At 39.7% G+C, this 15,344-nt stretch carries 10 protein-coding genes; 8 read left to right on the forward strand and 2 right to left on the reverse strand.

What is annotated here, in order from left to right:
- Positions 1–328 precede the first annotated feature (328 nt).
- Positions 329–1,564, reverse strand: coding sequence for an alkaline phosphatase family protein (locus tag KCTC52924_RS13040; protein WP_251806503.1), 1,236 nt, complete (start codon positions 1,562–1,564; stop codon positions 329–331).
- Between the two features lie 446 nt (positions 1,565–2,010).
- Between KCTC52924_RS13040 and KCTC52924_RS13045 the strand changes: the two genes are divergently transcribed.
- From KCTC52924_RS13045 to KCTC52924_RS13065, 5 genes are all read left to right on the forward strand, one after another.
- Positions 2,011–2,634 carry a TetR family transcriptional regulator gene (locus tag KCTC52924_RS13045; RefSeq protein WP_251806504.1) on the forward strand — a complete coding sequence of 208 codons (624 nt, stop codon included), beginning with the start codon at positions 2,011–2,013 and terminating at the stop codon, positions 2,632–2,634.
- 137 nt (positions 2,635–2,771) lie between these two features.
- On the forward strand, positions 2,772–4,232 hold the full coding sequence (gene betB / locus KCTC52924_RS13050) for a betaine-aldehyde dehydrogenase (protein ID WP_251806505.1): 1,461 nt from the start codon (positions 2,772–2,774) through the stop codon (positions 4,230–4,232).
- A gap of 206 nt (positions 4,233–4,438) precedes the next feature.
- Positions 4,439–6,058 carry a choline dehydrogenase gene (gene betA, locus KCTC52924_RS13055; protein WP_251806506.1) on the forward strand — a complete coding sequence of 540 codons (1,620 nt, stop codon included), beginning with the start codon at positions 4,439–4,441 and terminating at the stop codon, positions 6,056–6,058.
- 43 nt (positions 6,059–6,101) lie between these two features.
- A complete protein-coding gene (locus KCTC52924_RS13060) occupies positions 6,102–7,709 on the forward strand; it encodes a sodium:solute symporter family protein (RefSeq protein ID WP_251806507.1) in 1,608 nt (535 codons plus the stop codon).
- Positions 7,710–7,917: 208 nt separating this feature from the next.
- Positions 7,918–8,142: a phospholipase D-like domain-containing protein gene (locus KCTC52924_RS13065; protein ID WP_251806508.1), complete on the forward strand. Its 225-nt coding sequence runs from the start codon at positions 7,918–7,920 to the stop codon at positions 8,140–8,142.
- 94 nt (positions 8,143–8,236) lie between these two features.
- Here KCTC52924_RS13065 and KCTC52924_RS13070 read toward each other — a convergent pair whose 3' ends face one another.
- Positions 8,237–8,833, reverse strand: a complete 597-nt coding sequence (locus KCTC52924_RS13070; protein ID WP_251806509.1) for an RNA polymerase sigma factor — start codon at positions 8,831–8,833, stop codon at positions 8,237–8,239.
- 118 nt (positions 8,834–8,951) lie between these two features.
- Between KCTC52924_RS13070 and KCTC52924_RS13075 the strand changes: the two genes are divergently transcribed.
- The 3 genes from KCTC52924_RS13075 (at position 8,952) to KCTC52924_RS13085 (ending at position 15,333) form a co-directional block, all read left to right on the forward strand.
- On the forward strand, positions 8,952–10,112 hold the full coding sequence (locus KCTC52924_RS13075; RefSeq protein WP_251806510.1) for a FecR family protein: 1,161 nt from the start codon (positions 8,952–8,954) through the stop codon (positions 10,110–10,112).
- A 166-nt stretch (positions 10,113–10,278) separates the two neighbouring features.
- A complete protein-coding gene (locus KCTC52924_RS13080) occupies positions 10,279–13,728 on the forward strand; it encodes a TonB-dependent receptor (protein ID WP_251806511.1) in 3,450 nt (1,149 codons plus the stop codon).
- 18 nt (positions 13,729–13,746) lie between these two features.
- Complete coding sequence (locus KCTC52924_RS13085; protein WP_251806512.1) at positions 13,747–15,333, forward strand: RagB/SusD family nutrient uptake outer membrane protein; 1,587 nt, start codon at positions 13,747–13,749, stop codon at positions 15,331–15,333.
- The last annotated feature ends 11 nt before the right edge of the window (positions 15,334–15,344 follow it).

Genomic DNA, 15,344 nt, shown 5'->3' on the forward strand with positions numbered 1-15,344 from the left:
TCTAGTTTTCTAACAAAAAATGTTACTGAAGTCTCCTAGATTATCTCCCATTAAAAACAGGCTTCGTAGTTTTCCATTACTTTATTCTTGATGCATCTGGTTATTCAACCTGTTTTTCAGGATTATAGGGCTGGAAGCACGGTACTATATATTTCCTCGCTTGCTATTGCCGTGCCTCTGATCAGGCAGCCTCTTTTAATACTATAGGAGTATATTACTGTGTTTTTTAAATTCGTAGCCAAACCTAATATATACCTATATAAAAAGCGTCCAATGAACTTTGGTAGCTCTGGCAACTTCTAATAAGCTAATGTTTTATCAATTTGCATCATTTTTTAATCGCCCATGTATTGGTGGCATTGTGTTTGCCTTTAAGGACAATCTTGTAAAAATCTGATGGAATTTTAGATACGTCGATGGTTATTTTTTCTTTACCTGACTTCACTTTTTCCAAAAGATCATAGCTATCCACCTCGCCTTTTCCAAAATTGTTGGTGGTAGTGATCCAGATTTCGAGATTCTCACTTGGCCCCATAGCCTTCCATGTGAGCTCTAGTTTATTTTCCCTTAAGGTTGCCTTGGCATGGGCTACGGAAATTTTTCCGATGAGCGGAACGCCATCTATTTCCCACAACTGTTCCTTTTTCGGTTGGATGTCTAGGGCTCGTAACATTGTGGGCACGATATCTACGATTCCAGGGTTGTCTTGTTTAAAATAGGGGTTCAGGTCTTTTGCATTGGTGACGATCCAAGTGCTGCGTTCTCTGTCGCTCTGACCACCGTGACCTTTTCCGTCTTTTACGTTTCTCCCATGGTCTGTTGTGATCCACAGTTGCCAATCCTCATCATAATTTTTGTTCCGGTATTCAATAGCATCCCATAGCCGACCTATTTGGTCGTCCATTGTTTTTATAGCATCGTAGAACTGTTCGCTGTCCCCGTACATGTGGCCCATATCGTCAGTGAATTGAAGATATATCCAAGAAAGTTCTGGGCCTTCTGCCTGAATGTATTTGGCAGCTTCGTTGGTTACATGTTCGTCTATCTTGTGGATATATTGGCGATCCTTGCCGTGGGGGAAAGCAATCGTATCTAGCTCAAATCCGTCAAAATGGTAGTCCAATTTTAAGTTTCCCGTGGCTGGCAGTTCTTCCCCTACTAATTTCGTCCTATTGTCTAACCAAGTAGAAAAGATGGCTGTTTTTAGTTCTGGACGGTTTTCCTTCGCAAAACGAAAGATGGACCAATAGTTATAATTAGGATTTTTTATCCCGTTGCCCCATACATTGTGTTTATTGGCCCAGGTAGCCGTAAGCAAACTATTGTATCCCACTGCTGAAATGGTTGGAGTTTCCGAGTAGCCGTCTTTTTCGCCCCCCATATATGAACGGGTATAGCCTCCTTTGTGCGCAATGGCGTCTAAGTTGGGAGTATGTATTTTCTCTAGTACATCGGCTGAAATACCATCAACGATAGCGAACAATACTTTTGTGCCTTTCTTTTGGGCAGATGTCAAATTGAACGCCAACAGACAGATAATCAGGTATTTGATTGTGTTTTTCATTTTTATTTCGAATTTAAACTAAACAATTTAACTTTATTTTTTTTTTGGTCGAAAAAAGATTCCGAAAATTTTGGACCTCTCTAATCTTTTCTTAATACTACTAGTGTTTAACCTTTGCCAGAGTTTATATAATTTGGTTTCAGTTCTTTTCGCTTCTTCGATCATTTTTATTTTGCTGCGATATCCTACGTATGACGCGCTGACTAAAAACAACTTCAGGACTAAACCCAATATAACTTCGGAGTTCTTCTGCACATCGAGAAGTATTCCTTGAGTTTCCTCTGCAAAATAGTCCGTGAGTTTAAAAATCACAAGGTTATTTCCTGACGGTTGAAGGGATGTTAATCGACCGACGCCTAAATTAATAAAATATTTTGATTGAATGACCAATCAATTTAAATTCTATTTTATTAATATTGTAAAAGTATATTATTTATATCCATAGTATGGGAAGAAAAAGTTTGAAGGATGTTCGGCAAAAGGAGATTGTCGAAGCTTTTTATAAGGTGGCACGTAGGGAGGGTCTAATACACGCTTCGATGGCTAAGGTGGCAAGGGAAATGGGGATTAATTCCAGTTTGGTATCCCATTATTTCGGATCCAAGAATGCCTTGATTTTTGGGCTTATAAAATTTATACTTGAATCCTATAAGAATTTTTACACTTTAGAGTATGTGGAGGCGGAGTATGGATCTCGGCTGAAAAATATTATTGACAACCTATTCTCTAGGGAATGGAACAATTTGATAGATGATGAGGTATTTTATGACTGCTTTACCTTGGTATTCCGCGATAAGAATATTAAGGCTGCATACAAAGAATTGCACGAACATTTGAGAGCATGGCTTACAGAGGCCATTGAGGAGGCTAAACAAAACGGGGAGGTGCAAGTAGACAACCCTGAGAGTGCGGCAGACCTTATTTTTATTTTGGTGGAAGGTTCGTATTACTATCTCTCCATGTACGATAAGGGGGAAGAGTATTGCAAAAAACAGAACCGATATAAGCATGCCGCTATGGATATCCTAAAATTCGAGGATCTAGATAGTGTCGCACCTCAAATCGAATAAAGGGATTTGTAAGGCGGATAAAATAGACACTATTGTAGTCAAGTGTTAGGTAATTAAACGGGATTGGAAAAAATTCTCGCGGGCACTTGGAAGTGATATAATTATTGAAATAGTATATTAAAATTAAAGGAGAATCGATGGTAGAGCAAAATTCATTTTTATATTATGATGGGGCGAAACGTGAGGCAACATCCGACCGGTATTTTGACAATATTAATCCGGCTACAGGAAAGTTGACCCATACAATACGGTCTGCCTCTGCTGATGACGTAGAAGCGGCGGTGAGGTCCGCAGCATCCGGGTTTCAAGTTTGGTCTGCCATGTCGCCAACGGAACGTGGCCGCATTCTTCGAAAAGCAGCCGAGATATTACGCTCCAGAAACGAAGAAATCGCCAAAATTGAAGTAGAGGATACAGGGAAGCCACTTTCAGAGGCTATTTCGGTGGATATCCATTCGGGAGCCGATGCCTTGGAATATTATGGAGGAATTGCCGCTTCCCTCCATGGGGAACATTACGATTTAGGTGGAAGCTTTGCTTACACCCGAAGGGAGCCTTTGGGGATATGTGCAGGGATAGGGGCATGGAACTATCCGGTGCAGATTGCATGCTGGAAATCTGCTCCTGCCTTGGCCTGCGGTAATGCTATGATCTTTAAGCCTGCGGAACTCACCCCCCGCTCTGCGGTATTGCTAGCTGAAGTATTTACAGAGGCCGGTCTGCCAGACGGAGTGTTCAACGTGGTACAGGGCGAGGCCGAAGTTGGCCAGATGTTAACCCGCCATCCCAAAATACGTAAGGTCTCCCTGACAGGAGAAGTGGGAACCGGTAAAAAAGTAATGGCCGATGCCGCTGCTACTCTGAAACATGTCACCTTGGAACTAGGAGGCAAGTCACCCTTGATCATATTTGACGATGCAGATTTGGATGAGGCCGTAAATGGTGCGATGTTGGCCAATTTTTATACTCAAGGAGAAATCTGCTCCAATGGGACCCGTGTTTATGTGGCTGAATCCGTGAAAGCGAGTTTTTTGGAAAAGTTGGTAGCCAAGACCAAGCAATTAAAACTGGGTGATCCCATCGAGATGGACACGCAGGTTGGTGCTTTGATCAGTGAGGGGCATTTGAAAAAAGTCCTTAATTATATTGAACAGGGGAAAAAGGAGGCTAAACTAATTATAGGCGGAGATCGTCGTACTGATGTTGAGGGGTGTTATGGTGGTTATTTTGTAACTCCTGCTATTTTTGAAGCCAATGAGGAATCGGCCAGTATTGTTCAGGAGGAAATTTTTGGTCCGGTAATGACGGTTTTGACGTTTAAAGAGGAAAAGGAAGTTGTGCAACGTGCCAATGACACTATCTATGGTTTGGCAGCCGGAGTATTTACCCGTGACTTGGCAAGGGCACACCGAGTAGTACATCAATTAGAGGCTGGGATGTGCTGGATCAATAATTACAACATCACTCCGGTAGAAATACCTTTTGGACCTTATAAGCAATCCGGGATGGGCAAAGAGAATGGTCTTGCCACCTTGAATGCTTACAGCCAGTTAAAAACAATTTATGTGGAAATGGATAAGATCGATAGTCCTTATTAAATCCCAAATTGAACAAATAAATTTCAATAAACTAACCTAGCATAAATGAGCATTAACCAATTTTGGGAATCAATTCTTAAAAAGGGGATGTTCAAAAATTTTTATTCGAGAACAAGATAGTTATACACGTTCTCAGCCTGCCCAACCAGCCCTTAAGGCAGGATTTTAATTAGTTTATCATCAAATAATGACAAAAATCTAAACGTATGAATTACGATTATATAATAATTGGCGGGGGTTCTGCAGGATCTGTACTTGCCAATAGGCTAAGTAAAGACCCAACCAACCTAGTTCTGGTCCTAGAAGCAGGTAGGCCTGATTATCGGTTCGACTTTCGAATCCACATGCCTGCCGCACTTAGTTATTTATTAACAGGGACGTTCTATAATTGGGGATATTCCTCCGATCCAGAGCCTTTTATGAACCAACGTAGAATCGCTCAGCCCAGGGGCAAGGTGTTGGGGGGCTCCAGTTCCATAAACGGAATGATCTGGATCCGAGGTAATAAGGGGGATTACAATAAATGGGCAAAGGAAAAGGGATTAGGCCATTGGGACTATGCGCATGTGCTGCCTTATTTTAAAAAATTGGAGACACGGCTTGTAGGTCCAGACAAATACCATGGGGATAAAGGCCCTTTAAAACTCACAACCCCAAAAAACGAAAATCCGTTGTTCAAGGCGTTTTTCGAATCGGTCCAAGAAGCCGGATATCCTTTGACCGATGATGTTAACGGGGCTCAGCAAGAAGGCTTTGGTAAGTTCGACCAAACAATATACCAGGGAAGACGGCGTAGCGCCGCGCGTTCCTATCTACATCCCGTAAAAAACAGACCCAACCTAACGGTACATACCAAGGCAATGGTCCACAGGATTCTTTTTGATGGAAAAAAGGCCGTAGGCGTGGAATACAAAAAGGGCGGAAAAATGTTTAAGGCCGAGGCCTCAAGTGAGGTGATTTTATGTGGAGGGGCCATTAATTCGCCACAATTGCTTCAACTCTCGGGGATAGGAGATGCGGATGAATTAAAGCACCACGGCATTCCAGTTGTCCAAAATTTGCCAGGCGTTGGCGCAAACCTGCAAGACCATTTGGAGGTCTATATGCAATGGGCCTGCAAGGAACCTATAAGCGAGTACCCCAATCTTAGCCCCTGGCGAGCTCCAAAAATTGGGCTAGATTGGCTTTTTCGACGTAAAGGTCCGGGCGCCACTAATCACTTTGAGGCAGGAGGGTTTATCAAAAGTAGAAAGGAAAAACCCTATCCAGACCTTCAATACCACTTTTTACCGTTAGCCATCCGGTACGATGGCTCCGCCCCGTCTGAAGGCCACGGCTTTCAGTTGCACGTGGGTCCGATGAATACAGATGTCAGTGGGCATGTAAAGATTAAGTCCTCTGATCCTTACGAAGCGCCATCCATCCTGTTCAATTACTTATCTACCCAACAGGAACGGGAGGATTGGGTTGCTGCCGTTAGAAAGACCAGAGAGTTGATAGAAACTTCCGCTATGGAAAAATACAGAGGCAAGGAAATATCGCCTGGAAAATCGGTACAGACCGAAGAAGAGATCTTGGATTGGGTTGCACGGGAAGGGGAAAGTGCATACCACCCCAGTTGTACCTGTAAGATGGGACTAGATGATATGGCAGTAGTAGATGACGAGCTTAGGGTTCACGGGGTGCAAAATCTTAGAGTGGTAGATGCGTCCGTTATGCCTTCTATTACCAATGGCAATATCTATGCTCCCGTTATGATGATCGCTGAAAAAGCGGCCGACCTCATTCTTGGGCATCCCACCTTGCCTCCCGAAACAGGAGTATGAAAAACTATAAACTCCACAAAATAACTAATAAAGCCAATCCCCTATGTTTGACCATAAAACGATAAAGACGTTACTACCTACACTATACCTCATTCTGGCATTGACTTTGGCCGGTGCATATCTTTATCTATTTACGGATTCTCCCGTTTTTTGGCCCGGCTTTATAGCCATGATATTTTTTTACGGGCTAATTTTTTATATGGGGACGTATGCGGCCACTATGCGGCAATCTGGAAGTGGGGCAGACGATATCTTGTTGGCGGGGAGGAGTATTCCCCTATGGATAGGAATCTTTACGATGAGCGCCACATGGGTGGGCGGTGGTTACATCAACGGGGCCGCCGAATATACATACGACAGTAATTATGGCCTAATGTGGGTGCAGGCACCATGGGGCTATGGACTAAGCCTCATAATTGGTGGCCTGTTCTTTGCTAGGAAAATGCGACGATTTCGTTTCAAGACCATACTCGATCCACTATCACAACGGTATGGCAAAAAAATGACGGTACTTCTCTATTTTCCAGCTTTGTTGGGTGAAATATTCTGGACCGCTGCCATATTAACCGCTTTAGGAGCAACATTTGCCACTATTCTCGGTCTGGATATACGAACAGCCATTGTAATGTCTTCCCTGATAGCGATCGCTTATACGGCCATTGGAGGAATGTGGGCGGTGGCATTGACGGATGTAGTGCAACTTTGTCTGCTAATTTTTGGATTGATAATGGTAATCCCGTTTGCACTCGATCAAGTAGGAGGATGGGATCTTGTCTGGAGTAAGTACCAATCAAATATGGGTGATATGGCACATTTCCTGCCCACAAAGGAAGCGTTGGGTGATTATTATTATAATTGGTGGGATTTTGCCCTTCTCCTTGTTTTTGGAGGTATTCCGTGGCAGGTTTACTTTCAGCGGGTCTTATCTTCCAAAAATGAAAAGACTGCCATGCGGTTGTCCATTATTGCAGGCTTTGTCTGTATCCTTGCAGCTATACCGCCTGTAATGATCGGAATGATCGGCCAGTCGGTTGAGTCATGGGAGGCATTTGGAGCGCCAGGTCCTCCAGAAAACTCCGCATTGATACTTCCATATGTAGTACGCTATCTAACGCCAAGTGTTGTAGCCACTATTGGTCTCGGTGCCATTGCCGCCGCTGTAATGTCCTCCGTGGATTCCTCTATACTCTCAGCATCCTCTATGACCAGTTGGAACGTTTACCGACCAATTTTTAAACCAAAGGTGTCGAACGAAGGTCTAGCAAAGGTGATTAAACGGTGTATCTGGATCATTGGAATTGCAGCTACCTTATTGGCACTCAACATTACCAGTGTTTACGCATTGTGGTTCCTATGTAGTGATTTTGTCTATGTATTACTGTTCCCACAACTGGTTACCGCATTGTTTTTTAAGAAGGCAAATTTCATCGGATCCTTGGCTGGATTTATAGTCAGCTTTATTTTGCGCTTTGGTGGCGGAGATGCTACTTTGGGTATTCCCATACTTCTAGACTACCCCATGACGCAGGGTGGAGAAGTGCTATTTCCGTTTAGAACCTTTGCAATGGCCTCAGGGATGATTACTATCTTTGTAGTTTCCTTGATTACGCAAAAATGGTACCCTCCAAAACCTTTAAAAATCGTAACGTAAATTACCCATGTGAAGGGTTTAAAGGTAATGCAGAGTAGGCCTTATTCTCCCATTCTCTTAAAAAAGAATCAACGCGTTGTGTTTTTTGGGTGATTAATCTACAGAATGGTGGTAGGTTTAAGTTCCTACGATCTTACAATAGCGAATTGCAAGTTTGGTAAAAACCCATGACGATATTGAGAATTCTATAGAAATAAATAGTGCAAATTTGAGGCAACTAGGAGGGAGGATAAACTTTATTGACAATAAGATCACTAATTTGAGATCCTTGAACTTCACAGGTAATGGTACTAGAAATAACTACGAAACTCGGATCCGTATTTCGGACAGAAAAGCCATCAAGGAACTGGTCACTGAATTTGATGCACTATTCCATAATGAAGACTACTTGGAAAAGGAGCTGATCGAAGGGGAGGAGGGAACGGTATGTTGAGCCGAGGGATAAGGGGATTTTGAATTATAATTAAATGAAAATTGTATGTCTATTACGGTGTTGTAAAATGGAAGAAGAAGAATTGGTAATGATCTCAATCTGAGGTCAATTTTTCTGAGGTCAACCCCATAAATGCGTATAATATCATCTTGTATTTCTCCCCTAATTTTAGCCTTAGAATCCCAAAAGCTTTAGTGACTTGAGCTTCCACTGCTTTTATTGTTATATTTAAATGCTCCGATATTTCTCGATTGGTGAGACCCTCTTTTTTGCTCAAAATAAAAATCTCTCTACATTTAGGGGGTAGGTTATCAATTTCGGTATTCATCACCTTAATCATTCGCTCTAAATCATTTTCATGTGATTCCTCAACCACCACCTTTAAGGCCTCCACATATCTATTTTGCAATACCATAGTAGCTTTCTGCTGTTGGTAATGATTCACAAAGGCATTGTACACAGATTTGAATAGGAAACTTTGGATCGATAAATTGGGGTTCAATGTTTTTCTAAATCTCCAGGTATTTAAAAACACATTTTGAACAATATCCTTTGCAGCATCTGGATTGCCTGACAAAGTCAGTGCATAAGCATATAGCCTTCTGTGGTAGGTATCCAACAAGATCATATAAGCTTTTTCATTTCCATGTATAAGTTGCTCAGTTAATTCTTCATTGTTATAGACTTCCATACAAGCTTTATTGAATTTGCATCTAAAACTATGTATAATTTAGAAATAAAAAAAATTTCAACTAAAAAGGTAGGGTATTCTAAATCTGCTCTGTATTACTATAAATGTACAGTATAAAATGATTACCCAAGAAATTGAACATCTTATTACAAAGTATCTTTTTCAATCAGCAAATGCTGAAGAATTGGATAGATTAAATACATGGATTCAATATCCAGGGAATGAGGTTATTTTTAAGGATTATGTTAAAACCCATTTCGCCATTACATTAGCTATGAACGATCCAGATACAGAGCAAATTAGATTGAAGTTACTGAAGGAGATAAGAAAAGGCACTAGTGAAAAGAAGATCAGGCTTAAATCGGTTTATAAATATGCCGCAATCGCTCTATTTTTCGTGGGATTTGGGTATTACCTTCAACAAACACTATTAGATAATATCCAAATAGAAAGAATTTCACCTAAGGTTGATGCGGTAACCTTGGAGTTTGGCAATGGGGAAGTTGAGATTATTGCCGATGATGCCACTTCAGAGTTAGTAAATACTGAAGGAAAGGTGGTTGGTGTGCAAAAGGGTAAGAAATTGGTGTATGATAAAAATACCTCAGAGATAAAATTAAGTTATAACACACTAAGTGTACCTAAGGGAAAGCAATTTTCTATTGAATTGTACGATGGGACTAAAGTCTTTTTAAACGCGGAGAGTTCTTTAAGATATCCAACAACCTTTTTGCCAAATGAAGGACGAAAAGTCTTTTTAACAGGGGAGGCATATTTTGAAGTAGCTCATAATAACAAATCTCCTTTTATTGTAAATACGCAACAGTTGGATATCAAGGTGTACGGGACCACTTTTAATGTTTCTAATTATCCAGAGGAGGAGTCCACGGAGGTAGTACTTCTTGAAGGTTCAGTAAGTCTTATGCATAACTCAAATCTAGATATTTCAAATAATGAGTTTTTCCTAGACCCTGGATTTAAAGGAAGTTATAATAAGGAAGCTAGAACTATAGACAAAGAAAAGGTAAACACTTCTATTTACACCTCATGGAGAAACGGAAACTTGGTATTTAGAGACCTTTCATTTGAAAAAATTATTCAAAAGCTAGAACGACATTATAATGTGATCATAATCAACAACAATAAAACCTTGGCTAATGAAACCTTTAATGCCACTATTGAAACGCAGCATGAGACCATGGAACAGGTCCTGAATTACTTTAATAAGGTATATCAAATAGAATATCAAATAGTTGAAAATAAAATAATAATAAATTAAACATTTCCATCATGACTTAACTCCAATGAAGTAAAGTAAATCATGTTACCTATTTAATGAAGTTTCAAACTTTCAAAGAAGAAATCGGGAAATGCTGTAACATCCCCCGATTTGGTAATGTGATTAAACCTAAAGTAAGTATAACCACTAATAAACATTCAAACTTATGAAAAAACCGCCAAACTCAGGGGAACTTTTCCCTTGGTGCTTAAAATTTAATTTAAAAATGAAGTTATCACTTCTGTTTTTGCTAACCGTGTCATTTGTAATGCAGGCAAATTCGACCTATTCACAGAAGACTAAAATTTCTTTGGATCTAGGAATTGCAACTGTTGAAACTGTTTTAGACGAAATTGAGACGAAGACCGAGTTCAAGTTTATTTTTAATACGAAAACAATAGATTTAAACAGGAAGGTATCCATAAAAGTTAAGAAGGCATCTGTAGAGAGAATATTGGAGTTGCTTTTTAAGGAAATGGATGTTTCTTATGAATTGGATGATAGGAAAATTTTACTTAAGGAAAAGGAGATTAAGAAAATTGGGAAATCAATCAAATCTCCTACAGTTTCGAGTAATGTACAGTTTCAAGTTTCTGGAACCATTTCAGACTCAGAAGGTATGCCATTGCCAGGTGCAAGCATAGTTGAAAAAGGAACAACTAATGGTGTTCAATCCGATTTTGATGGGAAATTCACTCTTGACTTAACGGATGCCAATGCTACATTGGTAGTTTCTTATATTGGTTTTTCCACCAAGGAAGTTCTTGTAGGCGGTCAGATTGTTCTCAATGTTATTTTGGAGGAAAGTGCTGCAGGTTTAGATGAGGTTGTTGTAGTGGGCTATGGAACACAGAAGAAAGCTGATATTTTAGGTTCTGTATCACAAATAACTTCCAAAGACCTAATAACTAGTCCTAACATGAATCTTTCGTCTATGTTGCAAGGAAAATTGTCAGGTGTAATAACCAAACAACAAAGTGGTCAGCCTGGTAAAGATGGAGCTTCATTTAAAGTAAGAGGATTAAGTACTTTAGGAAGCAATACTCCATTAGTAGTGGTAGATGGTATACCTAGACCTTTCCCCTCAGTTAATCCTGATGAAATTGAGTCCATAACCGTATTGAAAGATGCTGCTTCTGCAGCTGTCTATGGGGTTAGGGCTTCTAATGGTGTTATAGAAATTACCACTAAAAAAGGGATTGAGCAAAAACCTGAAGTGACTTTTAATTCGGCAGTATCAATTAGTTCAAACACGCGGTTTCCACGTTTTTTAAATGGCCCAGAATACGCTTATTGGTTTAATAAAGCACAAGAAATGGATGGGGTTCCAGAACCAGGAAGGCGATTTACACCAGAACAGATGGACCGTATTCAGAATGGTGATCCACAAGGGGTCTTCGCGAATACAGACTGGTTTAATTTGTTATTTAATAACTCTGCTCCGAGTTATACAAAAAACATTTCCCTTCGAGGTGGTACTGAATCTGTTAAATATTTTATTTCATTAGGCTCTTACAATCAAGAAGGAATTATAAGTCGAACTTCTTATGACCGGTATAACCTACGCGCTAATATAGATGCCAAAGTTTCAAATAATTTTGAAATTGGATTTAAAATTGGAGCTGGTACTTCTGACACCAAGCAACCTGGTTTGACTGCTGGAATCGGAAATTCATATGCTTCAATTTTTTCTCAAGCTATAATGTCGTATCCTTATTTGGCTGCATATACTCCTGAAGGCAAGCCAGTAGGAAGTATGAATCCAGGTAATGGGAATCAAAATCCAATTACTGCTAGAGATCTATCCGGATCAAATACAACCCATGCGAACAAATTTGAGGGGAGTATTTCATTAAAGTACAATCTACCCGCTATTCAAGGATTAAGTTTTAAAGTTAATGCAGCTCATGATAAGGGATATAGCGTGATAAAGGCTACCCTTTTACCTTACAAATTGATGATGTATAATCTTGGTACAGATTCCTATAATGAAGGTTATGCTCGACATAGCCTCAGTGGTGAAGCTGTGATTAATCAATGGTTCGCTGATGCATGGACTTCAACAATTCAGTCTTCGGTAAACTATAATCGAGATTTTGATAAGCATAGTGTAGGCGGGTTGTTCCTATATGAATATATTGAAAATGGTGGTACTGGTCTTTCTGGGGGAAGAAAAGGATTTCCTATCCAAGATATCATGGATCTAAGTTATGGAGAGGAGGTAATTGATAATCTGGTTAAAGGAGGTCATGACTCATTTAGGCGTGCTGGTTATGTGAACCGTTTGACATATTCCTATGATAATAAATACCTAGTTGAATTTACTGGTAGATTAGATGGATCTCCAAACTTTGCCGAGAGTAATCGCTGGGGGTTCTTTCCAGCCGTAAGTCTCGGATGGCGATTATCTGATGAATCTTTCTGGCAGAATCAGATATCTTTTTTCAATGATTTAAAATTAAAAGCATCTGTCGGTAAATTAGGAAATGATGCCATAGGTCGCTATTCATATATGCGAACAATGAGTTTGGGAAAAGACCCTATAGCTCTGTTAGGAGATAGATTGTCGAGGCCACTGACTGTGGATAGAGTTCCTAACGAGAGAATTAGCTGGGAGAAAACAACCTCATATAATGCGGGTTTTGAAAGTGCATTTTTCAATAACAAGTTTGGCATAGATGCAAATGTATTTTACATGGTAACTACCGATATATTGCAGTCCCAAAGTGGTTTAAAACCACCATCAATTGGCGGTTACTTCCCGGCGACAATTAATGATGGGATTGTAGATAATCGAGGTTTTGAAATTGATTTGACATATAAAGATCAAATTAAAGATTTCCAATATAATATAAAAGGTAATATTTCATGGGCACGAAATAAGGTGATTAGAACAACAGAAAACCCCAATGTGCCTAAAGATCGCCTTCTTACTGGTAAGCCTATTGGTCAAAAATATGGATTCAAGTCGACTGGACTTTTTCAATCAGAAGAAGAAATTCGTCAAAGTGCCTTATATGGCCCAACACTTCCAGGAGATGTTAAACTTGTGGACATTAATGGTGATGGTCGTATAACTTTTGACCAAGATTGGAGCATAATAGGGCGAAGCACAGAGCCCGAGTTAATGTTTGGATTGAATTTGCAGGCAAATTACAGTAACTTCGATTTTAACATATTTATTCAGGGTGCAGCGTTATCTGATGTTGCTTTAGCAGGTTATTATTCCGATCGTGGATTTCATGATGACACCTTTTACTCTAAACCTTTTTGGAATGATGGCAATACACCGTTGTTTGCGGTAGAAGGAGCTTGGACTCCTGAAAATACTAATGCTAAGTATCCTCGGCTTGGAATAGAAAATCGACAATCTGGAGGAAAGTTTTCGGACTGGTGGGTGGTGAATGGATCTTATGCTAGGTTAAAAAGTCTTCAGGTTGGATATACCATACCTCAATTTCAAAATGACAACCTCAAAGCGCGTATATATGTGTCTGGAAGCAATCTATTCACTCTTGATTATTTAAAACATTTTGATCCCGAAATGCCTGATGTGAATCAAGGTTATTACCCACAACAAAAATTCTACGAATTAGGACTTAGACTTACATTTTAATCATAAAAATTATAAACTATGAAATATAAGATTAAAATTGCCGCATTAATATTGAGTTTTTTATTTTGGAGTTGTGATATCGAACCTGAAATAACAGATTCTTATAGTGATGAGGTTGCATGGAGTAGTGAAGAAAACTTAGAGTTGTATCTCAATACATTTTATCCATTAATTGGCCAAAGCTACTACTCTCCAGCTGTAGGGCTGGATGCAAATACCGATATTTTAAAAATGAATTCCCCTACAGATTATCAAAATCTTATGGCTTATGGGAGTATCGAAATTACCTCTGCAAGTAATCCTCTTGGAAATTGGAATTGGGGATATAGCTGGATTCGTACGTGTAATGAATTTCTGGATGGTCTTAAAAAAAACGGAGATAAATTGGACCCACTAATTGTAAAACGAGCGGAAGGCGAAGTGCGCTGGTTTAGGGCTCATGTTTATTTTGAGTTAGCAAAACGATATGGTGGCCAGGCGATACTATTTGATGATTTACCAAAAGAAGAACATCATCCATTATCCACTTCCGAAGTGACCTGGAGCTTTATCGAAAAGGACCTTGACTTCGCTGCTCTTAATCTACCTAATAAGGGAGAAGTTCCATTAGGGAAGTTAACTAAAGGTGCAGCATATGGTTTAAAGGCAAGGGTTATGCTTTATGCAGAGCGCTGGAAAAAAGCTTCAGATGCGGCAAAAGAAGTTATGGATATGGGGCAATACGGATTATATCCTAGTTATGCAGATTTATTTAAGTTAAGAAGATCCGCTAATATTAATAATCCAGAAAGTATCGTAGAGTTTGGATTTACTTCCCCAGATTTTGGATATAGCTTTGACTATTTCTACACTCCTCCCGGAGATCAGGGATACTCACAGGTTAGTCCAACTGAGAATTTGGTTTCTTCATACCAAATGGCAGATGGATCCAGCTTTGATTGGGATAATCCAGCACATAAGGATAGCCCTTATGCAAACCGAGAAGAACGGTTTTATGCGTCGATATTGTATAATGGATCCGAATGGAAAGGGAGAAATATTGAAACCTTTGTAAATGGTGTCGATGGTTTTGCCGTTGGAGGAGGAACTACTAGTACAGGTTATTACATGAGAAAGCTTTTCGATGGAAGTGTAAAAACCCAAGATGTAGGTTTTGAACCAGGTGAATTGACCTATTACTATATGCGATACGCAGAAATTCTCTTAATCTATGGGGAAGCTATGGCACAACAAGACAATCTAGTAGAAGCACTGAAAGCTTTAAACGAAGTGCGTGAACGTGCTGGATTTACACAACTGGTTGATGCTTCCACAAAGAAGGGATTTATGGACCTCCTTCATCATGAGCGTAAAATTGAACTAGCCTTCGAAGGTCACCGATATTGGGATTTAAGACGATGGGGTTTAGCCAGTGATATACTGGGTAATTTGCAATGGGAAGGCACTAAAATTACTAAAATTGATGATTCAAATTTTGAGTACGAGGTTTTAAACATTGATAATGGCAGAAATCATAATTTTCCAGATCGCTACAATCGTTTCCCCATCCCAACTGTTGAATTGCAACGAAATCCTTTAATAAAACAATTCCCAGAATGGGAATAGAAAATCTATAA

This window comes from Arenibacter antarcticus, assembly GCF_041320605.1.
Lineage (GTDB): Bacteria > Bacteroidota > Bacteroidia > Flavobacteriales > Flavobacteriaceae > Arenibacter > Arenibacter antarcticus.